We start from the raw sequence: 25,301 nt of genomic DNA, 5'->3' as shown, positions 1-25,301 counted from the left end.
GGTCTGGACCTTATTGACGCGGTACTCAGCACGCTTGCCCACACCGTCTAGGGGGACGGCTGAACCGTGGTGGCGAGCGACAAGCGTCGTTCGCGGCTGTTACGGGTAATGTAATACACGAAGTAGCACCAGGCGATGAAGGGCAAACCGAAGTACAACGCGACGCGCTGTTCCGGGTCGAACGCGATCCCCACACAAGCAAGGCTGCAGCACACCAGTGCGCCCAAAGGCACCCATGGGTAACCCCGGACCCTGAATTTGAGGTCGCGCACGTCGCCGCCATTGGCCACGAACTGACGGCGGAATGCAATTTGACTCGCAGCGATACTCATCCACACCACCACCACCGCCAACCCGGAAATCGACACCAGCGCCAGGTACACCGTGTCGGCGGCAAACACGCTGCTGAGCAGGGACGCGCCGCCACCGACCATGCTCAGTACGATGGCGTTCAATGGGGTGCCCATGCGGGTCAAGTGGGAGAACTGCTTGGGCAGGTGCCCTTGGTCGCTCAGGGTCCAGAGCATCCGTGAGGCGGCGTACAGCCCGGAGTTGGCCGCCGATAACAGCGCGGTGATGATCACGAAGTTCATGATGTCGGCGGAGTAGGGGATACCAATGTAGGTGAACACGGTGACGAAGGGGCTTTCGACCAGACCGGCCTGCTCACGCGGCAGCAACGTCGCCAGCACGAAAATGGTCCCGACGAAAAAGATAGCCAGGCGCAGCACGGTGGTGCGGATGGCCCGTGGCACATTGCGTTGCGGGTCCTTGGTTTCACCGGCGGCGATACCGATCAGTTCGGTGCCTGAAAACGCGAACGACACCGCCAGCAAGGTCATGGCAATCGACATGAAACCGGTGGGGAACAAGCCTTCGCGTGTGAAGTTACCGAGGCCGATACTGTGGGCCTGATCGATATTGAGCAGGCCGAGAATGGCGCCGCCGCCGATGATCAGGAACACCACGACCGTCACCACTTTGATCAGGGACAGCCAGAACTCAGTCTCGGCGAACAAACGGACCGAGACCACGTTGGTAAAAAATACCGCCCCGGCAAACAATGCACTCCAGATCCACACGGGCGTGTCAGGAAACCAGCGCGTCATCAGGATGCCGGCGGCGGTGAACTCCGAACCAATGGCCACCGTCCACGTCAGCCAATACAGCCAGGCCACGGTGTAGCCGGTGCCTGGGCCGAGAAAACGGGTCGCGTACGTGCTGAACGAGCCGGTTTCCGGCATCTGCACTGCCAGTTCGCCGAGGCACATCATCACCATGTACACCATGAGTGCGCCGATGATGTAGGCGATCACCGCACCCAGCGGGCCTGCCTGGTTAACGGTATAGCCGGAGGTTAGAAAGAGTCCGGTGCCAATCACGCCACCCAAGGCCAGCATGACAATGTGGCGCGTCTGCATTTCCTGTTTGAAGCCGGCACGCGTGTTGGTTTTTTCTTCTGTTATGGACATGGTTGTTCTCATGAAAGTAGTGAGGGCAGATAGAAGCGTCGCCACACAGTTTTATTATTATTCCTCTTCATGAAACGCCTCACAGACGGCCCTGTCGTGAGGTTTGAAAGGTCAGTTCACGCCCTCGCTGAAGGCGGGCTGCTGACTTTTGTCATCGCGCAAACCCCTGACAAATGCGAACGCCTGCTTTAAATCGTCGAGCAGATCGTCGGTGTCTTCGATACCCACCGAAACCCGCACTAATCCTTCCGAAATGCCCAGCGCCTGGCGCTCCTCCAGCGTGTTTTCCACATGACTGGTAGTGCGCGCAGGGCCGTAAATGGTTTCCACCGCACCGAGATTGCCCGCACAGTGGGCAAATCGCAGGCGTGGCAGCAGCAGCTTGACCGAGTCCATGCCGCCAACAAGTACGAAGCTGACAATGGCGCCAAAACCGCCCATCTGCGCACACGCCACCGCGTGGTTCGGGTGGTCGGCCAGGCCGGGATAATTGACCGAAGCCACCAGCGGCTCTGTGCAGAGAAATTCTGCCAGGGCACGGGCGCTGTGTTGCTGCTGACGCATGCGAAGCACCAGGGTTTTCATGCCGCGAATGATCATGTAAGCCGAGAGTGGATCAAGGGTGGCACCGTTGATTTCACGGTAATGCCGAACCTTGGCCATCAGGGCTTCACTGCCGCAGACCAGGCCGCCCAATACGTCACCATGACCACTGAGGAATTTGGTCGCGCTGTGAATGACCACATCGACCCCCAGGGCCAAGGGGTTCTGATTGAGTGGTGTGGCAAACGTGTTGTCGGCTACCACTAGCGCGCCCACGCGTTTGGCCGCCGCAACCAGGCGTTGGATATCAAGGATCTTCAGGGTCGGATTGGTCGGCGTTTCCAGGTACACCACCTGACAGCCCCTGGCGATTTCCCGTTCGATCGCCTCGTGATCGAACGTCTCGCACAAGGTCACCTCCACCCCCGTGCGCGGCAGGAACTCCTCGAAAATCTTGTTGGTGCCGCCGTAACTGTCCTTGGTCGACACCACGCGGTCACCCTGGGCCAGGAAGGTATAAAGCACACTGCTGATAGCCGCCATGCCACTGCTGAATGCGACTGCGGATTCGGCTTTCTCCAACTCACCAATCTTGGCTTCGAGGGTCTCGACCGTCGGGTTGCTCATGCGGCTATAGATAAAGCCCGGGGCTTTACCCATGGCGACGTCGTACCAGACGTCGATATCGTCGTAACCATACGCCGCACTGAGCACAATAGGCGCCTGCGTGGCGTTATAGGGATGCCTGACTTGCTCTCCACCCCAGACCGCCCGTGTCCCGGCGCCCGCATTATCAAGCCCTGCGCTGTCAGGTTTTTTGTTCATTGAGACTACTCGCACTGAGGGGTGAACGTTGAGTCGTTCACACAGATAGTGCGGATCAATATAGGGATAAGCGGTGCCCCCGAGAAACGATGTTATCGGTGCCAAAGGGCTGCTTTTTTTAATGGTTGGCGGGGGGGATATGCTGGTTTTGTTTTTGCTGGAACCGGGGAAAAGATCCTGGGCCTGGACCTCAAGTCAGGTGGGCATTTGTCCCATGGCGCTGCGTTCAACTTCTCCAAGCCCTCAACTGTGGCGTACATCCGGTGACGCGCAGGGTCGACCTGGATCAGGTCGAGCAGATCGCCCGACAGGAACGTCCACGCCTGATCATCCCAGGCGCTTGCCCCGGCGCGCGCGGATGGCCGCACAAGCCCGGCAACTGCTGCTGAACTGCGCGCTGGGCCATTAGATTTTCAGGGCGCTGGCCAGGCGCAACATGGCGGCTTCTATTTCATGCGCGGTCAGGGAGGAGTAGCCCAGCAGCCAGCCTTGTTGCTTCGGTTCGCCCGCGTACAAGCCGCTGAGGCCGGACAGTTGCACGCCGGCAGTAGCCGCCTGGCGGATGGTTTTCTCCTCGGACCATCCGGCTTTCAGCAGGCAGGGGATCTGCAACCCGCCCGGCGGCAATTCGGCGGTGACCACGGTGCTCAGGTACTTGCCGATCGCGTCGTGCATGATCGAGCGGCGTCCGGCATACAGCTTGCGCATGGCCCGCACATGGGCGTTGTAATGACCGTCTTCCATAAAACGCGCCAGGGTCAGTTGCAGTGTTTGCGGTGTGTGGCCGTCCATCATGCTGCGGGCATAGGCAAAGGGCTTCACCAACTGAGAGGGCAGCACCATGTACCCCATGCGCAGGCCGGGGTAGAGGGTCTTGCTGAAGGTGCCGATGTAGAGCGTGCGCTGATACTTGTCCAGGCCCTGCACGCAGGCCGTGGGTTGCCCGTCGTAATGGAACTCGCTGTCGTAGTCATCCTCGATGATCCACTTGCCTTTTTGCGCCGCCCAATTGATCAACTCAAGTCGCCGCTCCAGGGGCAAGGTCGCGCCGGTGGGGTACTGGTGAGAGGGCGTGACATACACACAGTTGGCGCCGCTGCGGTCGGCATAAAGCAGGTCGGTGCGGATGCCGTGTTCATCGACATCAATGGGCATCACCTTGGTTTCGGCAATTTGGAAGGCCTTGCGGGCGCCGTAATAGCCGGGGTTTTCCAGCAGGATCGGCTTGCCGGCGTCCACCAGCAATTGCGCGCACAGGTACAACGCCTGACGTGTGCTGCTCAACACCAGCACCTGGTCGGGTGAGCATTTGGCGCCGCGTTCGAGGTTCAGGTAGGTGGCAATTGCTTTGCGCAGGGGCTCGGCGCCTTGTGGGTCGCCATGCAGCAGCACGCTGGCGCGATAGTCCTTCATGACCTGGCGCTGCAAACGCTCCCACACATCCGTCGGGAAGCTGCGGGTTTCTGGCAGGCCGGTGGCGAATGCCTTGATGACTTGCTGATCGCGCACGCCGCCGGTGTCGAAGATCATCCGACCGCGCTGGCTGAGTTCGGCGCCCGGTGCGGCGACGCTGCTCCTGGTTTCCTGAGCCTTGAGGCGTCGGCGGCCTGCACCGCGCAATTCGACGCCCACCGTGTCGCAGACGTAACTGCCGGCGCCTTCGCGGCGCACGATAAACCCGTCCCGATGCAGCTGCACATAGGCGTTCTCAACGGTGTCGCGGGCGCACCCCAATGACTTGGACAGCACCCGCGTGGCGGGCAGTTTCAAGCCGGGGCCGAGGGCGCCGTCGAGGATCAGCGCACGTAATGCACGTTGGATCCGCTGGTGCAGATCCAGCAGCTGAAACTCGGCGTCGTTGAGTCGCATCTTCAGGGTTTCAAGCTCGAAGGTCTTTGCCATGTGGTCTGCTCTCTTTCCATGAAATGGCAGGTAGGGGCAGGCCAGTTTATCCGTAGACTCTGGCCCTCGCCATCCCACGGTTTCAACGCCGTTTCAGTGCCGGCGTTCGAGGCGTTATGGGGGTTCATGAGCGCGTTTGCGCGAGAGCATGCTTGACCGAGCTCGCCAAGTGGTCTGGTCGGTTGCGCTAAGGCGTAGGGGTTAAACCTGCCATTCAATCGCTATAAATGACCGCTTAACAGCGACCGGATGGATACATCGTCCAGCAAGGAGCCAAGACCTATGTCATCTACTCAATCCCCCTCGTCCGTTCATCTGCGGGACCTGCTGCACCCGGTGGTTGCCGGGTTGATTTCAGTGATCGTCAATTACGGCGGCACGTTCATCCTGGTGTTTCAGGCCGCCAAGGTTGCCGGGCTCAGCCCTGAGTTGACGGCGTCGTGGGTTTGGTCTGTGTCGATCGGGGTAGGGGTGACCGGGCTGTTTCTCAGTGGGGTAAGCCGCGAGCCGATCATCACCGCCTGGTCGACGCCTGCGGCGGCGTTTTTGATCGTCGCCCTGGGGACCACGCCCTACGCCGAGGCCATCGGCGCCTACATGATTTCGGCGGCAGCGTTCGTGCTGTTGGGCGTGTCCGGTTACTTTGAGAAAGCCGTGCGGCTGATCCCGCCAGGTGTGGCAGCGGGCTTGCTGGGCGGCATCTTGCTGCAGTTCGGCATCGGTGCGTTCGCCAGCATGAGCGTCGACCCGCTATTGGTCGGCGTGTTGATCGGCGCCTACATCCTGTTCAAGCGCTTGAGTGCGCGCTACGCGGTGGTCGGCATTCTGGTGCTGGGGCTTGGCTTTTTGCTGATGCAGGAGCGCGTGGACTTCACGGGATTGGCGCTGGAGTTCGCGACTCCGGTGTTCACACGCCCCGAGTTCTCAGTCAATGCGTTGTTGAGCGTCGCGCTGCCGCTGTTTCTGATCACCCTCACGGGGCAGTACATGCCGGGCATGCTGGTGCTGCGCAGTGACGGCTTCAACACGAGTGCCAACCCGATCCTCAGCGTGACCGGGCTGGGTTCTCTGCTGATGGCGCCGTTCGGTTCCCATGCCTTCAACATCGCCGCCATCACGGCCGCCATCTGCACGGGCAAGGAAGCCTCCGAAGACCCGTCCAAGCGCTGGGTCGCAGGCGTTGCCGCGGGCATCTTCTACATCCTGGTGGGGATCTTCGGCGTGACCCTGGCCGCGGTGTTCATGGCCTTCCCGGCGACCTTCATCACCACCCTGGCCGGGCTGGCGCTGTTGGGCACACTCGGCGCGAGCCTGGCCAATGCCATGGCGGACGTGAAATCCCGGGAAGCGTCGCTGATCACCTTTCTGGCCTGCGCGGCCAATATCACCGTGCTGGGCATCGGCGGCGCGTTCTGGGGCCTGGTCATCGGCCTGGCAGCCTACGCCGTGCTCAATGGGCAGTTGCCACGCCGTGAAAAGACGGCGGCCCGACAGGCCGAAACGGTTGCGACAACGTGTGCTGATCACCGTCAGACGGGGCACCACCGTGCGCCTGATGCCGCCGCTGACCTGCAATGACGCACAGATCGACGACATCGCCGTACGCATCACGCGCCTGCTGTCACCGACCGTTTGAATTCTTGACCAAGGACACTTTGCACATGTATGACTCGACGCTGACCCTGAACGCTTTCGACCCTGAGCTGTATGAATCCATTCAGAACGAAGCACATCGTCAGGAAGACCATATCGAGCTGATAGCCTCGGAAAACTATGCCAGCCCGCTAGTGATGAAAACCCAGAGCTCGGTGCTCACCAACAAGTACGCCGAAGGCTACCCCGGCAAGCGCTATTACAGCGGCTGCGAGTACGTCGACGTGGCCGAGCGGCTTGCCATCAAGCGGGTCAAGGCGCTGTTCAACTGCGACTACGCCAACGTGCAACCCCATGCGGGCGCCCAGGCCAACGCGGCGGTCTTCCTCGCACTGATCAACCCCGGCGATACGGTGATGGGCATGAACCTGGCCCAGGGCGGTCATTTGACCCACGGCAACCCCGCCAATTTCTCGGGGCGTCACTACACCATCGTGCCTTACGGACTGAACCCGGAAACCGGCTTTCTCGACTATGACGAGATGGAGCGAATCGCGCTGCAAGCACGCCCCAAAATGTTGATCGGTGGTTTTTCCGCGTATTCGCGCTACAAGGACTGGGCACGCATGCGCAGCATTGCCGACAAGGTCGGGGCGATTTTCTGGGTCGATATGGCCCATGTCGCCGGGCTGGTCGCTGCGGGCGAATACCCGGACCCACTTCCCCATGCGCATGTGGTCACCAGCACCACGCACAAAACCCTGCGCGGGCCACGGGGCGGTTTGATTTTGTCCAAAGGTCAGGATGAAGCCTTCTACAAAAAGCTCGACTCCGCGGTGTTTCCCGGCGTGCAGGGCGGCCCGCTGATGCACCAGATCGCGGCCAAGGCCGTGGCATTCAAGGAGGCGCTTACGCCGGAGTTCAGCGTCTACCAGACCCGCGTGGTGATCAACGCCAGGGCCATGGCCGGAGTGTTGCAACAGCGCGGGTACAAAATCGTGTCGGGCGGCACCGACAACCACATGATGCTGATCGACCTGTCCGACAAACCCTACACCGGCAAGGACGCCGACGCTGCGCTGAGCCGTGCCTACATCACTACCAACAAAAACTCGGTGCCCAATGACCCGCGCTCACCGTTTGTGACCTCCGGCCTTCGCATCGGCACCCCGGCGGTGACCACCCGCGGGTTTGACGTGGAGACTTGCAAGCAAGTGGCTGGTTGGTTGTGCGACGTGCTGGACGCACTGGAAAACGGCGACAGCGACAAGGTCGGGCAGCATGTGCGCGAACACGTGGTCGCGCTGTGCCGTCGTTTTCCGGTCTATCGCTGAGTCAGTAAGGGGGAGGGTGTCCGCGTGTTTTCAGCGGGCGCGATCACCCATGTGAACGCTGGATTTTTAGTGAATTCAGCGCCGCTCAATGTGGCGCCATGCATTAAAACTCGGTGATGACGGTGACGCCCGCCGTCTCAAACCGGTCCATATGGATCAATGCGTCGATCGACTGCTCCAGGCTGATGGTCTTGCCCACGAGCTTTTCAGGCGCCAGCTTGCCGGAGGTGATCATCTCGATCATGGCGTCATAGCGGTGCGCTTGCATGCCGTGGCTCCCGTAGATCTCAAGTTCGTGGGCGATGACCTTGCTCATGGGGATTGCCGGCGTGGCGTGATCAGCGAGCATCAGCCCCACCTGAACGTGCTTACCGCGACGGCGCAGGTTGTTGATGGAGTTGAAGCAGGTGGTTGGGTGGCCCAATGCGTCCAGCGATACGTGGGCACCGCCCTGAGTGATTTCCAGCACGGCTTCGGCGACGTCCGCCACGCACTGGGCATTGATCGTGGCGACAGCGCCGAGCGCGCGTGCCAGGTCGAGTTTGTCCTGGGAAATATCGATGGCGATCACGTTCGCGCCAATGGCTTGGGCGATCATCACGGCAGACAGGCCTACGCCTCCGCAACCGTGAACCGCGACCCATTGACCGGCGCTGACTTTTCCTTGGTCAACGACTGCGCGGAACGAGGTGGCGAACCGACAACCCAGACTTGCAGCGGTAGCGAAATCCATGCTCTCAGGCAGCGCGACCAGGTTCAGATCGGCCTGATGGATACCGACGTATTCGGCAAAAGAACCCCAATGAGTAAAGCCTGGCTGGAACTGCGTGTGGCATACCTGCTGATTGCCGCTATTGCACTCGGCGCAGGCACCACACCCGCCCACGAACGGCACGGTCACACGGTCGCCGACCTTCCATTGCGTGACGTCGTTGCCCACCTCGACCACGATGCCCGCCAGCTCATGACCCGGTACATGGGGCAGCTCAATGTCGGGGTCATGACCTTTCCAACCATGCCAGTCGCTGCGACATACCCCTGTGCCAAGCACCTGGATAACCACACCATGACGTTCCGGGGACGGGTCTGCCACGTTCATCAGGCGCGGCGGCTTGGAAAAGGCTTCGTAGACGACTGCTTTCATTCAAATGACCTATGTTTGGATGGGCGATGTGACGTTGAAGTGTCACGATCCAGGCATTTCCATTATGGATGAACCCCTTGAAATTACCCTTCAAGTTGCAATTGACGTCACCCAGAAATTGAAATTAACCTTCATTTTTAAGTCTTAATTTGAGGAGTTATTTCATGCTTGAGCAGCTTGATAAGGCGGACATTGCAATATCGGAACGTTTGCAGCGCGACGGCAAGCTGTCGAACGTCAAGCTGGCTGAGCAGCTGTCCCTCAGCGAAGCGTCCTGCTGGCGCAAGCAACGCCGGCTTGAAGAGTGCGGGGTTATCGAGGGATACCAAGCCATTCTCAATCGAAAGAAACTAGGGCTGGGCCTGAAGGCGTTTGTCCAGATCTCTTGCACCGATCACAGCGAAGAAGCCACGGCAACGTTTGAAAAGATTATTCAGGCGGCACCTCAGGTTTTGAGTTGCCATAACACAACAGGCGAGGCGGACTTTCTACTTGAGGTGGTTGCACGGGACTTGGACAGCTACAGCCGCTTTGTCGAAAAAGTACTCAGGAAGCTTCCTGGCGTTTCGAGTATTCGCTCGAACCTGTCCCTGCGAGAAATGAAGACTACCAATCGACTGCCCGTAGCCGAGCTCTTGAGTATCTGAGCGCTGCCCTGACAGGCGCTAAGACAAGGCTGCAGATGGCCGACAAACTGACAGCCTACTCAACTAAACTGCACCAGAGCTGCTCCTGACAGCGCCTGGTGAGACGTCATGATTGCCCATACCCCCACGCTTTTTGCCTGCGTCGCCTTAGTGGCGACGATCATGGCGTTTTGTCTGATATTGGTCGGCCAGTTCAACCAGCGCGACGGCTTGCTGACCATTGGCTTTGGTTTGGCGGCACATGCCCTGGCTTACATTGGATACACGTTGTTCGGCCACGCCCCGTTGTGGTTGACCTATGGGGCAGCCAACACATTGCTGGCGGTGGCGCTGGCTTTTTATGGGGCCAGCATCTTTCGGATCGTTGAGTTGCGCGTCTCCTGGTGGCGGATATTTGCGCCTGCTGCCTTGATGCTTGCCTTGATGGCAAGCCTGATCGACACCTTGGAACCGCGCATGCTCGCCGCCACGCTGGTGTTGATGGTGCAATGCGCCTTGATCATCTATTGGACGCGCCGCTACATACCCGCTCAGGGGCGTGCGCGCATGCTGTTGATCATCGGATCAAGTATCAGCCTGATCGGCCTTGGCATGCGGGTGGTCGCCATCATCGGCGGGGGAGCCGCCGAGATGCGCTATGACGTCAGCAACCTCAAGCAAACCATCTCCGTCAGTATCGGCACGTTCACCGCGATGATGATCTCCCTCGGACTGGTGCTGCTGGCCAAAGAACGCAGCGAGTCGTTATTCCAGCGCCTGGCGTTACGCGACGTGCTGACCGGTATTCTCAATCGCAGAGCCGTGCTGGAGCAGTTTTCCAAAGAGTTGGAACGCGCGCGCCGAGACGCTGCCTACCTGGCCGTGGCGATGGTCGACATCGACCATTTCAAGCAGATCAATGATGTGTATGGACACCTGGCGGGCGATGAGGTGATTTGCCATTGCGTCAATCATCTCACCCAGCGAATTCGTGAGTCCGACAGTATTGGTCGTTATGGGGGTGAGGAATTCCTGGTGTTACTTCCCCGCACCAGCCCCGAAGACGCGGTGAAGGTTCTGGACGAATTGCGCGCATCGGTCGCTGATTCACCGGCTCGGTTTGGCGAGGCAACCATCTCGGCGCGCATCAGTATCGGAGTCTGCTGCGTGGTGCCAAACCCGGATGACACCACGGCCAGCCTGCTTGCGCGGGCAGATGCCGCTCTGTATGAAGCCAAGGGCCTGGGGCGCAATACCTTGTGTTTGGCAGCGCCGCAGGTGCATCGCGGGGAAACTGCCGCCATGGATATCATTGAGTATTGAACGGCAGGCCAAGGCGGAAATGATCAGATGAACAGCGTGCCTGAGGGAGCCTGGAGACTGTCCGGATCGCCGGACATCACCTGCATTCGCACGTATGAGCGCTGCCTATATTTGGCTGTGGTGCTGGATCTGTTTTCTCGTTAAGTCGTTGGCTGGTCAATGACGTCGCAGATGACCAGCGATTTGGTCATTGATGGGTTACTGATGGCGGTTTGGAGACGTAAAGCGAAGCAGGAGGTCGCTTTGAGGCGCCGCCCTTAATGAAAACACGGCTGCGACTACTTTAGCGTCGTCGACTTCTGCGGCTTATGCAAGTTGAGCCAATATGCAAAGCTTGATGATCCATGGCTTATTTCTGATATTGCCGATATCACTCCAAGTTTAATGCAGCCCGCATTCTGTCGAGAAAAATAGCCTCGGCTTCAGTGTGTACTTGATGGGGGCTCCACATCATTACAATCAAGACCTCACAAACGCTCGTTTCTGGTAGGAGCTTTCGCAGAAGCCCTCGCTCCTCATACTCCCTACCTAGGTGCTCGGGGAGAGAACCTATCCCTATCCCCGCCAGTACAAGCCGCAACATCTCTGCCGTATTCGCTGATGAGGCAGATATCTGCTGGTGTATATAATGACTGCCATAGTGCTCAGACAACTTAGATAGGGTGCCTCCCAAGGACTCCCCTGAAAAACTGACCAGTTTTGTGGCTTTGATTTGATCAAGTGTCACCGACTCTTCGTTGAAAAGTGGGTGATAGTTACTGCAGTAGAAAAATGTCTCCTCGCGGGTAAGTATGGATTGTTTTATGTCAACCTCCCCGGGCTGACTGATTCCAATGCCAAACGGAACTACGTTGCGTTGTATTGCGCTGATTATTTCCTGAGTGGTTTCAACTTCAATGTTGAATGTGACCTCTGGAAAGTCCGAATGCATTTCTCGTAAAACTTTGTCGTACAGTGGGGAATTTACACCGCTGACCGTGAGTATGCGTATGGCGCCTTTAATGTTGCCTCGTTTTTCATTCAGGACTGCATCAACTTCCTGAATATTTTTTCTGGCCGCTAGAGCGATCTTTAAAAGCGAAATTCCTACTTCGGTAATTTCAAATCTGTGACTATCCCTCTCGATCAACGTAGCTCCAAGCTGTTCCTCCAGGCGTTTGATCGCCTGACTCACGGCGGGCTGAGACAAATTTAGCCGTGCTGCTCCCTTGCTTATGCTTTTCTCGATCGCCACGACACAAAATGTTTTCAGCAGATTCCAGTCCATTCGTTCGCTCACAGAACGCAATTCGCCGGAATTTATCGCGGTGGTCGGTCGGAAACCCATGAAATAGTACTCGTATTGGTTTGCCCAATACCCAATATAACAAAATGCGAATAGGCACTGAAAAGTTAATTTCATATGGTGTCAGCCAATAACAACACTGTGAGAGCGCCCAATAAATGAACACACTCGAAGGTATCAGCGCGCAGGAGTGGTCAACTCGTTGTGACCTTGCGGCTCTTTTCCGTCTACTGGCCTACTACCGCATGACAGACCTCGTCGACTCCCATGCCTCGGCATGCATTCCTGGAGAACCGGGAGTCTTTCTCATCAATCGCTACGGTGTGCCGTTTGAAAAGATGCAGGCGAGTGATCTTGTGAAAGTTGGATTCGATGGACTGTGTGTTGGTACCAATGGTACGTCCGAAGCGATGAACATCGCAGGTGCCTTGATCCACTCTTCGATTCATAATGCCCGGCCCGATATGGCCTGCGTAATACATACCCACACTGCGGCAGGAATTACAGTTTCGGCACTTGAAGAAGGGTTGCCGCCATTGTCTCAGCATGCAATGAAGTTTTACGAGCAACTCAAATACCACACCTACGGCTCTTTCATAGATACCAAATTGGAACAGCAAAATATGATTAATAGCCTTGGTGATTCCAACGCCATGCTCTTGCGAAATCACGGAATCATCGTCGGCGGGCGGACTATTGGCGAAGCTTTTCACAGTATTTATATGTTAGAGCGCGCCTGCCAGATACATGTGCAAATCCGCAGTATGAATAAAAATATTGTTACTCCGGATCCGCATATGTGTAAAAAAACTTATGATACGTTTGCAGGCGATTATGATTACGGGATCGTGGAACTGGCCTGGCAGGGTGGGTTGCACATAATTTCCTCTCAAAAAGATTACTACTGTCGTTGATTGCGTAGTGATAGGTTTAAAAATAGGCTTCTGCTATATCCGTTATTGCGCATAACAAGAAAAATATAAGAGCCCTTTTCGTTCCTGCCCTCTCAATAATGGAAACGCCATGAACAAGCACGCCCTCGTGAAAAGCTTTTCTTTAGTTGCAGTCATTGGATTTGGAGTGCCGCTAGTCCACGCTGAAGAACAATCTCCTTTGAAGTTTGGCATGGAGATCACCTACCCACCGTTTGAATACTACGACGCCGAGAACAATATTGTGGGGGCGGACCCTGAGCTTGCCGCTTCGATAGGAAAGTCTTTGGACAGGAAAGTGGAGTTCATCGACACAAAGTTTCTGAGCCTGATCAACGGACTCAACGCGGGAAAATACGACGCGATTATCTCAGGTATGTACATCACAGCCGAGCGTCAGACCCAGGCGCTGGTCATTCCCTACGCCAAAACAGGATCAGCCATTTTAGTGGCACGGGACAGCGTATTTCAGCCTCAATCTCCGGAAGATCTATGTGGCAAAAAGATTGGATTGGAGCAAGGGAACTCGTGGCTTCCGAAGCTGCAAAAACTGTCTGAGGCATACTGCATACCCAATAATAAAGCCGCAGTGATGGTGAGCGAGTATCCATCTGCGCCAGAGGCGACCCAAGCGTTGCTTTCCGGCAACGTGCAGGCTCAAGTAGAGATCGCAGGTGCGGCTCACATCATTTCCGAGCGAACCAAAGGTCGAGTAGTCATCAGCTCTAAAGAACTCATTTACCCTGAAACTCTGGGGATCTTCGTCAAGAAAGGCAACAGCGCCACGCACGCAGCTCTGATGAAAGCATTGTCGCTAAGCAGAGCAAGCGGCGAATACGAGATCATCCTCAAAAAGTACAGCCTTGAACCCATCTCAGAATAACAAGCATAGCCCACCGCTGTTTATAGCGGTGGCGTTATCAAGGGGCAACTATGTCATTTGATTGGAGTTACTTCGTCTCCCTCTTCGCGGTGGATTCGTTTTGGGTAGCCTGTCTTCAGGTCATCAAGCTCAGTACTGCGGCATGGCTGCTGGGCGGTCTTCTGGGGTTTCTTCTGGCATTGGCCAAGATGTCGAGTTCCCCATTACTTCGCGGCTCAGCTTCGGTGTACATATGGTTTTTCCGCAGCGTTCCCCTGTTGGTCTTGATCGTTTTTACCTACAACCTACCGCAACTGATTCCTTCTTCCGGTGGACTGCTTTCGAATCCGTTTTATTCGGGCCTCATTGCCCTGGTGATCACCGAAGCGGCGTACATGGCTGAGATTCATCGAGGGGGACTGATTTCTGTTGCCAAGGGGCAAAAGGAGGCCGGAAAGGCGCTGGCCATCGGTACGGTCGGCGCGCAATGGCTTATTGTCATCCCTCAGGCCATTCGTATATCGCTGCCGACGATGATCAACGAATACGTCACCATCGTAAAACTGACATCGCTGGCATCCGTCATCTCCCTCACAGAGATTCTCACGGTCGGTCAGCGCTTGTACTCCCAGAATTTTTTGGTGATGGAGACGTTGGCAGCTGTTGCGGTGTATTACGTGTTAATCGTTACGGTGTTCGGATACATGCTTGAGCGTTTCGAGCGCTCACTGGATCTTAGCCTGCGTAAGCCGCATACCCTGGGTAGTGACCAGGCCAACGCTTTAAGAAAATCCACGGAGAACTTTAAACAGGAAAGCCTGCGCCGTTCATACGAGGGCGATACAGTGCTGCATCTTCAGGATTTGCATAAGAGCTATGGGAGTCATGAGGTTCTGAAAGGAATCGACTTGTCGATCAGAAAGGGCGAGGTTCTTTCCATTATTGGCCCATCTGGTTCAGGCAAAACCTCTCTTATCAGAACCATTAACGGGCTGGAAAAAATTGATAAGGGAAGCATCAAGCTCTTTGGCGCCGACTTCATCGAAAAGGACACACTGGATGGCGGTAACCTGCGTGCCTTTCGGCGACGCGTAAAACACATAGGAATGGTTTTCCAAAGCTTCAACTTGTTCCCCCATCGAACGCTGGTCGATAACGTAACGCTCGCACCATTGCATCACGGCGGCTCGAAGAATGAATGTCAGCTTAACGCCTATTCCCTCCTTGATCGCATTGGACTGCTTGAGCATGCCCACAAGTACCCGCATCAGCTTTCAGGAGGTCAGCAGCAACGAGTGGCAATTGCACGCGCGCTGGCGATGTCGCCAGACATCATGCTGTTCGATGAGCCCACTTCAGCACTGGATCCAGAGCTGGTTGGAGAAGTGCTGGAGGTGATCAAGGGATTGGCTGATGACGGCATGACATTGCTGATCGTCACCCACGAAATGGAGTTCGCGATGTCAATTTCTCACCGAGTCATTTTCATGGAAAATGGAAAAGTCCAGCTTGATGCTTCTCCCCAAGAGATTCGAGAAGCGGACTCTGCTGAGAGAGTCAGAAGGTTCATGGGGATACCCGAACCGACCGTCTTAACCAAGAATGCAATTGCCTAATCGCTCACAGGTAAGTTCAGCGGGACAGAGTTTTTGGCGTTCAAGCATCACAGGGCTTCGAAGTCTGTGTGCGTCGTACCTTGGGCAAGATCGGCTCAGGCAGAGCATGAGCGATAAAGGGGAGTGTTGGGTGCAACGCTCCGATGAGGCACTACTTTGGTCGTTTGAATTCAGAGTGGGTACCCAAACTGGCTACAGATCGGAGCATGAGGCCCGAGCGGACGTGTGGCGCTGCGTATCGCGCTACAAATCGCCAGGCCTCAAAGCTTCAACGACTCTCGGTCACCCGACGTCAGGGAAAAGCTTGCGGCGTGAAACCTTAGCCGGCTTACAAGATCACTTGACCCGTTCGAACTGACTTCTTTACATCGATACTCGATCCAAGTTTAAAAGGATGTGAACAAGTAGCTTGCGATCAAGCGTGTCTCGTCAATATCTCTGGCAGCGTCACTTCGATAGGTTGCATTCCGTAATCGCACAGAGAACCCCTTTAACGATCCCTGGAAGGCGTAGTTTACGTCCACATCACGTTCCCACTCTTTCTCGGCACCGACCGTCTTCAGGCCGTCTCCCCGGATATAGGCCGTGAAAAAGCTCAACCCTGGGATACCCATGGCTGCGAAGTCGTAGCCATAGCGCAGCTGCCAGCTACGTTCGCCTGCGCTTCCGAAGTCGTGGTATTGAACGTAGTTGGGCAGGTAGGGGTTATTGATGTAAGGAAAGCCCGTAGCACCGCCCATGACTTGGTAGGACGCCATGACGCTATGCCCATTGTCTAAGGCGTAGCCGAGCGCGGCAGCATATGCGCGGTTATCAACCTCTCCCGCTTTGGCTGCGCCAACATCACGACTTGAGAAGGCACGCAGGTCAGTGGTCAACATGCCTTTGCCGAGGCGCGTGTTGTGTATCAATCCAGCGAACTGCTGACGGTAAACGTCATCAAGTTCGCCATAAAAGTACGTTGCACTCAGTTCTGGCGTCAGCTTGTAGGTCCCGCCGCCATATCGATAGTTGTCGCCGATACCGGTTGCACGATAGCGACCATCTTTCACTGCGAGGGTTATGTCCTGAAGGTCGGTAGAGTCGGGTGTGATTGTCTTATCGAATTGCGCCAGGTTCAGGGTCAGGCGATCTACGTCGGTAGAGTTGATCTGCCAGCCCTGGAACGTCTGAGGAAGCAGCCGGCTGTTGTTGTACTGAAGCACTGGAACCTTTGGCAATGACATGCCGTAGCGCAGTGATGTTTGAGATACTTTGAGTTTGACGCCATAGCCTGCTTTTGAGTATTCATCAACGGCCTCACCGGAAGCTCGTTTGGGGAGCAGGCCGCTACCGGAACGGTCTGGGCTCGAATCCAGTTTGTAACCCGCAAATACCAGTGCGTCGGCGCCAAAGCCGATGATTCCCGGCGTGTATCCCGACTCATAGTTGAGCAAAAAACCTTGGGCCCATTCTTCTCTTTTGGATACGCCCGTTCCCTGACGAAAATCCCCGTTGTAGTAGAAGTTTCGTGCTTCCAGGCGAATCTTGCTGTCCGCGATAAAATCATCGGCCATTGAGGTGTCGATGGAGATAAGTGCAGGTGTGAGCAAAGCAACATATAAGGCGCGGTTCATTTTTATTATTTTCCTGACGCAGGGAGTCGCTGCTCGGTGCTGGACCGAACAGTGACTGTTTAGAAATGGTGTGATCGATAGAGCAGAAGGTTTACGGCTTGGTGCCAAGTTCCTGGGCGAGCTTGTCGCGATCCAGTTCTTTTTCCCACGCTGAGACAACCAGCGCGGCGACACCGTTTCCCACCAGGTTAGTCATGGCGAGTCCGGTGCCCATGAAGCGGTGGATACCCAGAATCAACACCATGCCCGCCACCGGTACAAGCGGCACCACCATCAAGGTGCTGGTCAGCATGACAAAGGCGGCGCCTGACACACCGCTGGCACCCTTGGAAGTGAGCATGGCCACGATGACTAACGTCAGTTGTTGAGAAAGTGACAGGTCGATGTTCAGCGCTTGAGCGATGAAGAGCACCGACATCGTCAAATAGATGTTGGTACCGTCGAGGTTGAAGGAGTAGCCGGTGGGAATGACCAGCCCGACGACGGGCTTAGAGCACCCGAGTCGCTCCATCTTTTCCATGATCTGCGGCAGCACCACTTCCGATGAACTGGTGCCAAGCACGACCAGCAACTCCTCTTTGATGTAAGCGATAAAGCGCAGGATGCTGAACCCGCAAACTTTCGCCACGCCACCCAACACCACGATGACAAACAATGCACACAGGATATAAAAGCTGCCGACCAGTTTCATCAGCGGCAGGAGCGCACTGACACCGTAAGTACCGACGGTGAAAGCGATGGCGCCGAACGCGCCGATGGCGGAAAGCTTGGCGATGACGTGAACAATGCGAAAGAACACGCCGGACAGCCCTTCGATCATGTCGTAGACCGGTTTGCCTTTCTCGCCCATGGCTGACAGCGCGCACCCGAAGAGCACGGAGACCAGCAATATGCAAAGCACGTTACCTTCGGCAAAGGCCTGCACAAACGTCGAGGGAATGATCCCCATCAGAAATTCGACCATGTGCATGTGCTGAGCTTTCTCGGCGAACCCGGTGACTGCCGACGCGTCCAGGGTATTCACATCGACATTGAAGCCTGCCCCTGGATTGAAAAGGTGCCCACCGATAAGGCCTATCAGCAGCGATACCGTCGAAATGACTTCGAAGTAGAGCAGTGCTTTCCCGCCGACCCGACCGACCTTTTTCAGGTCGCGCATACCGGCGATGCCGGTGACGACTGTGCAGAAAACTACAGGGCCGATGATCATCTTGATCAGCTTGATGAACGCATCGCCCAGCGGCTTGAGATCGGCCGCAAAGGTTGGCCAGAAATGGCCGACGGCGACTCCCGCGAGAATACCCAGCAGGACTTGAAAGTACATCGCGCGATAGAACGGCGGCTTGGTTTTCACCTTGGCGGGAAGGGTTACTTCTGCCTCAGCAGATGCAGGGCTGGGGTTCATGGCTTTCACTCACTGTAAGTCTTATTTTTGGAGGTGCAACAAAGCTGGGTGCACTTAACGGCCGTAGAGCTTCATCGGGTTATCGATCAGCAGTTTTTGACGCAGCAGAGGATCGGTACAGAAGTTGAACATCAGATCCACCAACCCGCCGTCGTTTGGCATGTCTTTACTGATGTTTGGATGCGGCCAATCAGTGCCCCACAGGACGCGTTCCGGCGCTAGCTCAATCAGCTTCTGCGCGAACGGAACGGCATCTTCGAATGGTCGCCGCCCGACCGATACACGCTCTGCGCCACATACCTTGACCCACGCAAGCGGATTTTCCATCAGTTGCTGCAATGCCAGGAAGGACTGCTGCTCAATACCATCCTGCGCTTTGACGCGACCCATGTGGTCGATGATGAAAGGTACGGGTATCCGCGCCAATCTTTCGGCATAAGTCAGGATGTCTTGTGCATCCAGGTGCAGGACGACATGCCACCCCAAATCCGCAAGGCGATCCACAGTGCTATCAAAGACGTCCAGGTCTGGCGCGCCACCCAGATGTGCAACGAAGTTGAACCGCACGCCACGAACACCGCCGGCGTCCATCTCGGCAAGCTGTTCATCGGTTTCGCTGCCGTCAACGATTGCTACGCCTCGATACCGTCCTTCACTCCGTGCAATAGCGTCGAGCATTGCGCGATTGTCACTGCCGTGACAGCTGGCCTGGACAATTACACCGCGCGTGAATCCCAAATGGTTGTGCAATGCCTGCAATGTTTCAAATGGGGCGTCTGGTGGGGTATAGCTACGATCATCGGCATAAGGGAAATCAGCCGCAGGACCGAATACATGGCAGTGCGCATCCCACGCACCGACAGGAAGCGGCTGCTTTGGTTTTGTTGGGTTGGCGTCAGGGGCGAGGCAGCTTTTCATCTCGTGTCCTTTATTATCGTTAGCGGAAGCGATAGCCGATGGTGGCCGCCTCGACGCCTTACAACAACAAGACACAGGCTCTAGCAGTTATGCGGATTTTGCATGCGTCTATTCAGTCTATGCAGATCTCACGAACCAATGACATGGTCTGTTGTGCCAGGCGAGACAGCGGGCGCTGCTCAAACGTTGCGATAAATAAGTGCGTCTGGATTGATGGATCAACGATCTGTGCAGCTTTGAGTCCTTCGAGTTTTCCGTCGCCGTTGGCCAAGGCCGAGCGAAACAGTACGCCGTAGCCCATGTTGAGATTGATCAATTCCAATAGCGACGGGATGCTATCGACCTCCAGGCAAACGTTCAGATGCACCTCATGCCTCGACGCTTCATTCTCGATGAGGCGGCGTATGGAGTGAGGTTCGCTGGGAGTGATTAAAGGGTATTGGCCCAAGTCTTTCATCGCTACCTGGGAAGGGAGGTTCGAGTGCTGGCTACCTATGAGCATCAATGGTTCTGAGTGTATGTGCTCATACTGCAGTTGTGCACTGTGGCCAGGATTGAAGAGCAGTGCGAAATCGAGGCGACCCAGGAGCAGCCACTCGCGCATCGAATGAGTCAGGCCTTCTTTGATCCCCAATATGCAGTCAGGAAAGCGCTCTCGGAAGGCAGAGACCACTGCCACAGTGTGGCGTCGGGAAATACTGGGAGGAAGCCCGACGACGACCTTGCCAGACAACGTATCGCGTTGTTCGCGCAGGTCTTCACGCGCCACCTGCACCTGCCGCAAGATGCCTTTGCCGTGATCGAACAAGCGTTGCCCGGAAGCGGTCAGTAAGACGCCTCGACCATTTCGCAAGAGCAGATGCTCCTGCAGCTCGACTTCAAGCTGCCTGACCTGACGGCTAACGACCGACTGAGAAATGTTCAGTACGGCGGCGGCCTTGGTGAAGCTGCCGAACTCGGCCACCCGTACGAAACATTCGAGCTGTTTTAGATCCATGAGTGCGACTCTGGGAAAAAAGCTATGTTACCGCTTTTCCCGGACAGTGCTTTCATGAGCGATTGGGCTGCCATACACCGTGTCGATCAGGTTTATCCAGTCGAATGGCTCAAGGTGTGAGTAATCAATATCGGCATCAAGCATGGCATCGACGAGCCCGAGCTGAGCGCTGACGATGGCTTGGCTCATGTTCGGAACCACGTCGACGTCGCGAGCGGTTTTTGCGACCTCTTTCATTTCCTCTGCGCGACGCCGACCGTGCTCGGCCACGCGACTGATCAAGTAGTGGGGTAGGGCGCTGTCCCAACCCATCTGCGGAAAACTCTGGTGCAATGACGCCAGCACCTCACCCTCGGCATGGTACTGGCGAGCGGTACTCAGGCATTCGGTGGTGAGCGCTTCCAGGCCTTTGATCATGATGCTTCGACACATCTTTATCGCTGAAGCTGCGCCAATCACATCTGCCACTACCCGCACGTTCATGCCTAGCCCGCTTAATCGTTCAGCGACCAGGGTGGCGTGTTGGCCGCCTAACAAGATGGGTGTTTTCAAGCGTTGTGGCGGTACCGGCGCCATGACTGCAGCATCGATGTAATCGACGCCATGCAGCTCCATCGCTTTGGCTGCTGCCCGCTTCGTAGAGGGCGCCACCGAGTTGATGTCGATAAACAGTTGTCCGGGCTTCATCAGTGGCGCCGCGTTCAGTGCGACTTCGAGTGCGTTATCCGCTGTGACGGCTGAAATGATCCACTCGCCAAGCGCTATCGCTTGAGCCGTACTCTCACATAGTTGAACGCCACACCGCTGGGCTTTTTCATGCAGCGCGGCTCGTTTGGCCGGGTCTTCAAGGAGTCGATCATAGGCGTAGATCTTCACGCCCTGTGCTGCAAGATCCTCGCCCAGAATGGCACCGGCTTCGCCGAAGCCGATCATAGATACGGTCGTGGTCATTACGATTTCACCGGTTTTTGCCAGACGTCGCCAGGAATGAGCACGTTGCCTTCGAACAACAGCCGTGCCGTGCGCACCAACCCGCAACCGGCTAACTGACCGTCAATTATACGCAGCTCCACCGTGAACTCGCCGGTCGGGTGCTCGACAGACAATTGGACTCGATCACCTGTTTCTACTTGGGCCAAACTGCTCGCGACTGTCCCTTGAATCAGGCAGGCAGAGGCGACACTGACAGCGCCGAACACCCCTATTGATGTGTGACAGCGGTGAGGAATGAAGGTACGGCTGCCAATAGCGCCTCCGTTGCGGGGGGCTGCTATCAGGGACATTTTCGGTACTGTGCGCTCGCGCACATCTCCCAGATTCATCAACGGGCCCGCCTGCAGCCGGATCGATTCCAGCAACGCTTTGAGCGCCATGTTGGCGTCCAGTTGCTCGGGGTTTTCATCGCCCGTGCACCCCACATCAGTCGCCCTGATCAGCACAACAGGCATTCCATTGTCGATACACGTCACTTCAATGCCATCGAAGCGGTCAATGGCATTTCCGGTAGGCAAGAGCGCTCCGCAACTGGAGCCGGCAATGTCTTCGAACTCGACAATCAGAGAAGCACTGGTGCCAGGAACACCGTCGATGCGGGTATCACCTGCGTACTCGACGATGCGGCCTGGAGTGGGGACTTTAGCCACCGCGATCTGCCCGGTGTTCACCATGAAAATCCGCACGGTCGTCAACAACTCGTCTGCGCTGATCAGCTCACGCTCGATTGAAAAGGGGCCGACGCCGGCAAGGATGTTTCCGCAGTTCTGACCGTAATCAACTTGAGCCTGTTCGACTGAAACCTGAGCAAACAGATAATCGACATCAGCATCCGGGCGATCCGAGCGGCGGATGATGGCGACCTTGCTGGTCAGCGAATTTGCGCCGCCGATGCCATCTATCTGGCGTGCATCGGGTGAGCCCATGACGGCCAGCAATACTTGATCACGCAGCTTACCTTCCGGCGGTAGATCGTCAGCCAGGAAGTAAGCGCCCTTGGAGGTGCCTCCACGCATCATGAGGCATGGAATTCGGGTCTGGCGCATGAAGGTCATCCTTGTACGTCAGTGAGGCTGTCGTAATAAGTCAGGCCCCGATCGATGAGCTTCTGACGCATCGCGTAAATATCCAGGCCCAACTCGCCAGCCGCCAGGCGCACGCGTTTCTGCTCTTCGATTTGGGCGCGTTTTCGGCTGGTTTCAAACACGTCTGGCAATTCTTCGCGGCGCACAATGACCACGCCGTCATCGTCTGCCACTACGACGTCCCCGGGCTCGACCAATTGGCCGGCGCAGATGATGGGCACGTTGACCGAACCCAGGGTTTCCTTGACCGTGCCTTGGGCATGCACAGCCCGCGACCATACCTTGAAGCCCATTTCCCGAAGCGTTCGGGTATCGCGCACCCCGGCGTCAATAATCAGGGCACGTACCCCTCGGGCCATCAACGAGGTGGCGAGCAAGTCGCCGAAGTATCCATCGGTGCAGGGAGACGATGTCGCGACCACCAGGATATCGTCGGGTTGGCATTGTTCGACCGCCACGTGAAACATCCAGTTGTCACCCGGCGCAACCAACACGGTCACCGCCGTTCCGCTGATGCTCTGGTTCTGCTGGATGGGACGAATGGCCGATTCCAACAAACCTTTACGTCCTTGGGCTTCATGCACGGTAGCAACACCAAAGCGATCCAGTTCGTCGATCAGCGCCGAGTCGCCACGGGGAATGTTGCGCACGACAACTCCAGTTTTTCCGATCAGTGTGCTCATGCCAGGTTCTCCGTCACCCTTGGGAAGATGCTTTGATAGCCCTCGGCGTAAACGATGTTACGGGTAGAGGCGATACCCACGTTGCGTTTGGCCTGCACACCGCGTTGCAGGGCGACACGGGTGTAGTACTCCCAGAGATGTTCCTGACCAGCCATGCACTGGATGGCGGCGTATTTCTTGTCCCAGACTTCGGTGATGTCCAACAGCACATCCGGGCGCCATTCGCATTGCTCCGGCTGGTGGGGTTCGAAGCTGTAAACGGGTGGGGCACCCACAATTTTTTCGCCAGGCTTGTAGCCTTCGGCCTGAGCGATGATGCGCGCTTCCTGCGTCAGGTTCATCGCCAGCGGGTGATCGTAGTTGTAGGGGTCTTTGATCGAGTGACTGAGGACGAACTCCGGTTGCACGCGACGAAACACATCGGCCAAACGAAACAGCGTCTCTTTATCGGCGCGCATCGGGTAGTCGCCGATGTCGAAGAATTCCACGCTCGCGCCAAGTATCTCCGCTGCGGCTTCAGCCTCGCTGCGACGCGCGGTTTTGACCTTGTCTTCAGACATCTCCCCTTTGCGCCAGAGCTTGGCCGACTCACCTCTTTCGCCATAGGACAAGCACACGATGTGTACGGCATAACCTTGTTGGGCGTGCAGAGCGATGGCGCCACCTGCGCGCCAAACGAAATCGGCAGAGTGGGCGCTGACGACTAATGCAGTTTTTGTTTTATTGATCATCGAAGTGCTCTTCTTGCGGCTGTTTGATAGCACCCACAGTCGCATTTGAGGGGGAGGTTGAATAATGCGTTCGGCGGCAATAGGTATGCGTTTTACTTATCGGGATGAGTTATGCATGCTGTGCACCCGCTTTCTCAAAAACTCGGCAGGTAGGCATGCACAGTCCTGAGTTGCCCAATTTGATGCAGGTTCGCGCGTTCCTTCGCGTTGTCGAATACGGCAGCGTATCCAAGGCATCTGCCGTGCTATTTCGTGCGCAGCCTGTCGTGACACGCGCCATCCTGGCGCTGGAGAAGCGCCTCGGCGCCTCGCTGTTCGAACGCACCGTCAATGGTATGCGTCTGACCGATTACGGAGACCGTGTCATTCCTCGGGCTCGCCGGGCCTTGGAGGAATTGCTGGCCGTTCCGTCTTTGCTGGGGCAGGTATTGGGCCACTCCGCCGAGCCGCTTTACCTGTTCCAGACCCGCCGCCTGGAAATGTTCGCGAAACTCTGTGAAACCCACCATATGCAAACCACGGCGAGTGCGCTTGGCGTTTCGCAGCCCGCGATCAGTGCCGCCATCAAAGTGCTGGAGCAGGGCAGTGGTGCTGGCTTGTTTGAACGCACGCCTCACGGTTTGCTGCCGACCCGCGCGTGCCTTGCAATGTTGCTGCGAGTTCGGCGAGCACTGAATGAACTGCGTCACATCGATGCGGATATCGCTGCGTTGAGTGGTTCTCTTCAAGGTGCCGTGCACGTAGGGGCCTTGCCGCTCGGGCGCACGGGAATACTGCCAGAAGCCATCGTGCGCCTGACCCTGGAACACCCCCACGTACGAGTCGTCACAAACGAAAGCCCGTTTGACCTGCTAGCCAGTGAAATGCGCGCTGGCGATGTGGATTTTGTACTCGGCGCTCTGCGCCCGTCGGCCTACGCCAGCGATCTGCATAGCGAAGCCTTGCTGCGGGAGGAAATGGTGATCCTGGTACGCCGCGACCACCCTTGGCTGGAGCGGACGCCTGCTTATGAGGACTTGAGTGCCGCCCGCTGGATCTTGCCTCGCGCCGGCTCTCCGGCACGGCAACTGCTAGACGCGTTTTTTGCTCACATCGGCATCGCCGCACCCAGCCCAGTGATTGAAACGGGCGACCTGGCGATTTTGCGCGGTGTGTTGCTGCGCTCAGACATGCTCGCTGCCGTTTCGGCGCATCAACTGGAACACGAAATGGTCAGCGGTGAGCTGGTGCGACTGCCGCTTTCCCTTAGCCACACCACGCGACCTATTGGCCTGATCTCCAGAGCGGGGGCGCTTCAATCGCCTGCGGCGCAGGCGTTGATGGATAAGATTCGGGAGGTGGTAGGGGAGGCGGCGATGAAAAAGGCAGAGGTATCCTGACGCAGGTTCAACGTAGTTATTCGTCAGCAAGGTGTCT

General features: G+C 56.7%; 21 protein-coding genes and 1 pseudogene. 9 read left to right on the top strand and 13 right to left on the bottom strand.

Annotation, left to right across the window (positions count from 1 at the left end):
- Positions 1-47 precede the first annotated feature (47 nt).
- The 3 genes from ACKZ62_RS15125 to pdxR all read right to left on the bottom strand — a co-directional run bounded on the left by ACKZ62_RS15125 (position 48) and on the right by pdxR (position 4,742).
- Positions 48-1,472, bottom strand: coding sequence for an amino acid permease (locus ACKZ62_RS15125; RefSeq protein ID WP_032891407.1), 1,425 nt, complete (start codon positions 1,470-1,472; stop codon positions 48-50).
- A 111-nt stretch (positions 1,473-1,583) separates the two neighbouring features.
- Positions 1,584-2,840 carry a cystathionine gamma-synthase family protein gene (locus ACKZ62_RS15120; RefSeq protein ID WP_447095456.1) on the bottom strand — a complete coding sequence of 419 codons (1,257 nt, stop codon included), beginning with the start codon at positions 2,838-2,840 and terminating at the stop codon, positions 1,584-1,586.
- Positions 2,841-3,245: 405 nt separating this feature from the next.
- Positions 3,246-4,742 carry a MocR-like pyridoxine biosynthesis transcription factor PdxR gene (pdxR, locus tag ACKZ62_RS15115; protein ID WP_442116149.1) on the bottom strand — a complete coding sequence of 499 codons (1,497 nt, stop codon included), beginning with the start codon at positions 4,740-4,742 and terminating at the stop codon, positions 3,246-3,248.
- Between the two features lie 282 nt (positions 4,743-5,024).
- On the opposite strand from pdxR, the gene ACKZ62_RS15110 reads away from it, so the two are divergent.
- Both ACKZ62_RS15110 and glyA read left to right on the top strand, forming a co-directional pair.
- Positions 5,025-6,320, top strand: a complete 1,296-nt coding sequence (locus ACKZ62_RS15110) for a benzoate/H(+) symporter BenE family transporter (protein WP_447095455.1) — start codon at positions 5,025-5,027, stop codon at positions 6,318-6,320.
- Positions 6,321-6,403: 83 nt separating this feature from the next.
- Positions 6,404-7,669: a serine hydroxymethyltransferase gene (gene glyA / locus ACKZ62_RS15105; RefSeq protein WP_032891410.1), complete on the top strand. Its 1,266-nt coding sequence runs from the start codon at positions 6,404-6,406 to the stop codon at positions 7,667-7,669.
- A gap of 103 nt (positions 7,670-7,772) precedes the next feature.
- Here the strand turns inward: glyA and ACKZ62_RS15100 are convergent, their stop codons facing one another.
- Positions 7,773-8,813: a zinc-dependent alcohol dehydrogenase family protein gene (locus ACKZ62_RS15100; protein ID WP_447095454.1), complete on the bottom strand. Its 1,041-nt coding sequence runs from the start codon at positions 8,811-8,813 to the stop codon at positions 7,773-7,775.
- 164 nt (positions 8,814-8,977) lie between these two features.
- Between ACKZ62_RS15100 and ACKZ62_RS15095 the strand changes: the two genes are divergently transcribed.
- The 3 genes and pseudogenes from ACKZ62_RS15095 to ACKZ62_RS15085 all read left to right on the top strand — a co-directional run.
- A complete protein-coding gene (locus tag ACKZ62_RS15095) occupies positions 8,978-9,460 on the top strand; it encodes an Lrp/AsnC family transcriptional regulator (protein ID WP_032891412.1) in 483 nt (160 codons plus the stop codon).
- A 108-nt stretch (positions 9,461-9,568) separates the two neighbouring features.
- Positions 9,569-10,762 carry a GGDEF domain-containing protein gene (locus ACKZ62_RS15090; protein ID WP_122753264.1) on the top strand — a complete coding sequence of 398 codons (1,194 nt, stop codon included), beginning with the start codon at positions 9,569-9,571 and terminating at the stop codon, positions 10,760-10,762.
- Between the two features lie 72 nt (positions 10,763-10,834).
- Positions 10,835-11,002, top strand: a pseudogene (locus tag ACKZ62_RS15085) (DDE-type integrase/transposase/recombinase); the annotation flags it as partial.
- A 130-nt stretch (positions 11,003-11,132) separates the two neighbouring features.
- Here ACKZ62_RS15085 and ACKZ62_RS15080 read toward each other — a convergent pair.
- On the bottom strand, positions 11,133-12,029 hold the full coding sequence (locus ACKZ62_RS15080; RefSeq protein WP_447095453.1) for a LysR family transcriptional regulator: 897 nt from the start codon (positions 12,027-12,029) through the stop codon (positions 11,133-11,135).
- A 176-nt stretch (positions 12,030-12,205) separates the two neighbouring features.
- On the opposite strand from ACKZ62_RS15080, the gene ACKZ62_RS15075 reads away from it, so the two are divergent.
- From ACKZ62_RS15075 to ACKZ62_RS15065, 3 genes are all read left to right on the top strand, one after another.
- Entirely contained in the window at positions 12,206-12,961 is a 756-nt protein-coding gene (locus ACKZ62_RS15075; RefSeq protein WP_447095452.1) for a class II aldolase/adducin family protein, read from the top strand.
- A 109-nt stretch (positions 12,962-13,070) separates the two neighbouring features.
- Entirely contained in the window at positions 13,071-13,862 is a 792-nt protein-coding gene (locus ACKZ62_RS15070; protein WP_179179007.1) for an ABC transporter substrate-binding protein, read from the top strand.
- Positions 13,863-13,912: 50 nt separating this feature from the next.
- The gene (locus ACKZ62_RS15065) at positions 13,913-15,457 is read left to right on the top strand and encodes an amino acid ABC transporter permease/ATP-binding protein (protein WP_095184831.1); all 1,545 of its coding nucleotides are present in this window, start codon (positions 13,913-13,915) and stop codon (positions 15,455-15,457) included.
- Positions 15,458-15,843: 386 nt separating this feature from the next.
- Here the strand turns inward: ACKZ62_RS15065 and ACKZ62_RS15060 are convergent, their stop codons facing one another.
- The 8 genes from ACKZ62_RS15060 to galB form a co-directional block, all read right to left on the bottom strand.
- A complete protein-coding gene (locus ACKZ62_RS15060; protein ID WP_032891418.1) occupies positions 15,844-17,073 on the bottom strand; it encodes an OprD family porin in 1,230 nt (409 codons plus the stop codon).
- A 91-nt stretch (positions 17,074-17,164) separates the two neighbouring features.
- Positions 17,165-18,478 (bottom strand): dicarboxylate/amino acid:cation symporter, encoded by a 1,314-nt coding sequence (locus ACKZ62_RS15055; RefSeq protein ID WP_050442880.1) that lies wholly within the window; start codon positions 18,476-18,478, stop codon positions 17,165-17,167.
- Positions 18,479-18,532: 54 nt separating this feature from the next.
- Complete coding sequence (locus tag ACKZ62_RS15050; protein ID WP_099602434.1) at positions 18,533-19,396, bottom strand: amidohydrolase family protein; 864 nt, start codon at positions 19,394-19,396, stop codon at positions 18,533-18,535.
- Between the two features lie 112 nt (positions 19,397-19,508).
- The gene (locus ACKZ62_RS15045; RefSeq protein ID WP_032891421.1) at positions 19,509-20,393 is read right to left on the bottom strand and encodes a LysR family transcriptional regulator; all 885 of its coding nucleotides are present in this window, start codon (positions 20,391-20,393) and stop codon (positions 19,509-19,511) included.
- 27 nt (positions 20,394-20,420) lie between these two features.
- On the bottom strand, positions 20,421-21,344 hold the full coding sequence (locus ACKZ62_RS15040) for an NAD(P)-dependent oxidoreductase (RefSeq protein ID WP_447095451.1): 924 nt from the start codon (positions 21,342-21,344) through the stop codon (positions 20,421-20,423).
- Positions 21,344-22,432, bottom strand: a complete 1,089-nt coding sequence (locus ACKZ62_RS15035) for a 4-oxalomesaconate tautomerase (RefSeq protein WP_447095450.1) — start codon at positions 22,430-22,432, stop codon at positions 21,344-21,346. The genes ACKZ62_RS15040 and ACKZ62_RS15035 overlap by 1 nt, the downstream gene beginning before the upstream one ends.
- Before the next feature lie 5 nt (positions 22,433-22,437).
- On the bottom strand, positions 22,438-23,154 hold the full coding sequence (locus ACKZ62_RS15030) for a 4-carboxy-4-hydroxy-2-oxoadipate aldolase/oxaloacetate decarboxylase (protein ID WP_032891427.1): 717 nt from the start codon (positions 23,152-23,154) through the stop codon (positions 22,438-22,440).
- Positions 23,151-23,885, bottom strand: coding sequence for a 4-oxalmesaconate hydratase (gene galB, locus ACKZ62_RS15025; RefSeq protein ID WP_032891429.1), 735 nt, complete (start codon positions 23,883-23,885; stop codon positions 23,151-23,153). The genes ACKZ62_RS15030 and galB overlap by 4 nt, the downstream gene beginning before the upstream one ends.
- 155 nt (positions 23,886-24,040) lie before the next feature.
- On the opposite strand from galB, the gene ACKZ62_RS15020 reads away from it, so the two are divergent.
- Positions 24,041-25,264: a LysR family transcriptional regulator gene (locus ACKZ62_RS15020; RefSeq protein ID WP_447095449.1), complete on the top strand. Its 1,224-nt coding sequence runs from the start codon at positions 24,041-24,043 to the stop codon at positions 25,262-25,264.
- Positions 25,265-25,301 lie beyond the last annotated feature (37 nt).

It is taken from the genome of Pseudomonas sivasensis, assembly GCF_052938085.1.
This window is presented reverse-complemented; position numbering and strand designations above follow the sequence as displayed.

Coding starts and splice junctions, on each gene's coding strand:
- ACKZ62_RS15125 (WP_032891407.1), bottom strand. CDS start 1,472: ATGTCCATAACAGAAGAAAAAACCAACACGCGTGCCGGCTTCAAACAG.
- ACKZ62_RS15120 (WP_447095456.1), bottom strand. CDS start 2,840: ATGAACAAAAAACCTGACAGCGCAGGGCTTGATAATGCGGGCGCCGGG.
- pdxR (WP_442116149.1), bottom strand. CDS start 4,742: ATGGCAAAGACCTTCGAGCTTGAAACCCTGAAGATGCGACTCAACGAC.
- ACKZ62_RS15110 (WP_447095455.1), top strand. CDS start 5,025: ATGTCATCTACTCAATCCCCCTCGTCCGTTCATCTGCGGGACCTGCTG.
- glyA (WP_032891410.1), top strand. CDS start 6,404: ATGTATGACTCGACGCTGACCCTGAACGCTTTCGACCCTGAGCTGTAT.
- ACKZ62_RS15100 (WP_447095454.1), bottom strand. CDS start 8,813: ATGAAAGCAGTCGTCTACGAAGCCTTTTCCAAGCCGCCGCGCCTGATG.
- ACKZ62_RS15095 (WP_032891412.1), top strand. CDS start 8,978: ATGCTTGAGCAGCTTGATAAGGCGGACATTGCAATATCGGAACGTTTG.
- ACKZ62_RS15090 (WP_122753264.1), top strand. CDS start 9,569: ATGATTGCCCATACCCCCACGCTTTTTGCCTGCGTCGCCTTAGTGGCG.
- ACKZ62_RS15080 (WP_447095453.1), bottom strand. CDS start 12,029: ATGGACTGGAATCTGCTGAAAACATTTTGTGTCGTGGCGATCGAGAAA.
- ACKZ62_RS15075 (WP_447095452.1), top strand. CDS start 12,206: ATGAACACACTCGAAGGTATCAGCGCGCAGGAGTGGTCAACTCGTTGT.
- ACKZ62_RS15070 (WP_179179007.1), top strand. CDS start 13,071: ATGAACAAGCACGCCCTCGTGAAAAGCTTTTCTTTAGTTGCAGTCATT.
- ACKZ62_RS15065 (WP_095184831.1), top strand. CDS start 13,913: ATGTCATTTGATTGGAGTTACTTCGTCTCCCTCTTCGCGGTGGATTCG.
- ACKZ62_RS15060 (WP_032891418.1), bottom strand. CDS start 17,073: ATGAACCGCGCCTTATATGTTGCTTTGCTCACACCTGCACTTATCTCC.
- ACKZ62_RS15055 (WP_050442880.1), bottom strand. CDS start 18,478: ATGAACCCCAGCCCTGCATCTGCTGAGGCAGAAGTAACCCTTCCCGCC.
- ACKZ62_RS15050 (WP_099602434.1), bottom strand. CDS start 19,396: ATGAAAAGCTGCCTCGCCCCTGACGCCAACCCAACAAAACCAAAGCAG.
- ACKZ62_RS15045 (WP_032891421.1), bottom strand. CDS start 20,393: ATGGATCTAAAACAGCTCGAATGTTTCGTACGGGTGGCCGAGTTCGGC.
- ACKZ62_RS15040 (WP_447095451.1), bottom strand. CDS start 21,344: ATGACCACGACCGTATCTATGATCGGCTTCGGCGAAGCCGGTGCCATT.
- ACKZ62_RS15035 (WP_447095450.1), bottom strand. CDS start 22,432: ATGCGCCAGACCCGAATTCCATGCCTCATGATGCGTGGAGGCACCTCC.
- ACKZ62_RS15030 (WP_032891427.1), bottom strand. CDS start 23,154: ATGAGCACACTGATCGGAAAAACTGGAGTTGTCGTGCGCAACATTCCC.
- galB (WP_032891429.1), bottom strand. CDS start 23,885: ATGATCAATAAAACAAAAACTGCATTAGTCGTCAGCGCCCACTCTGCC.
- ACKZ62_RS15020 (WP_447095449.1), top strand. CDS start 24,041: ATGCACAGTCCTGAGTTGCCCAATTTGATGCAGGTTCGCGCGTTCCTT.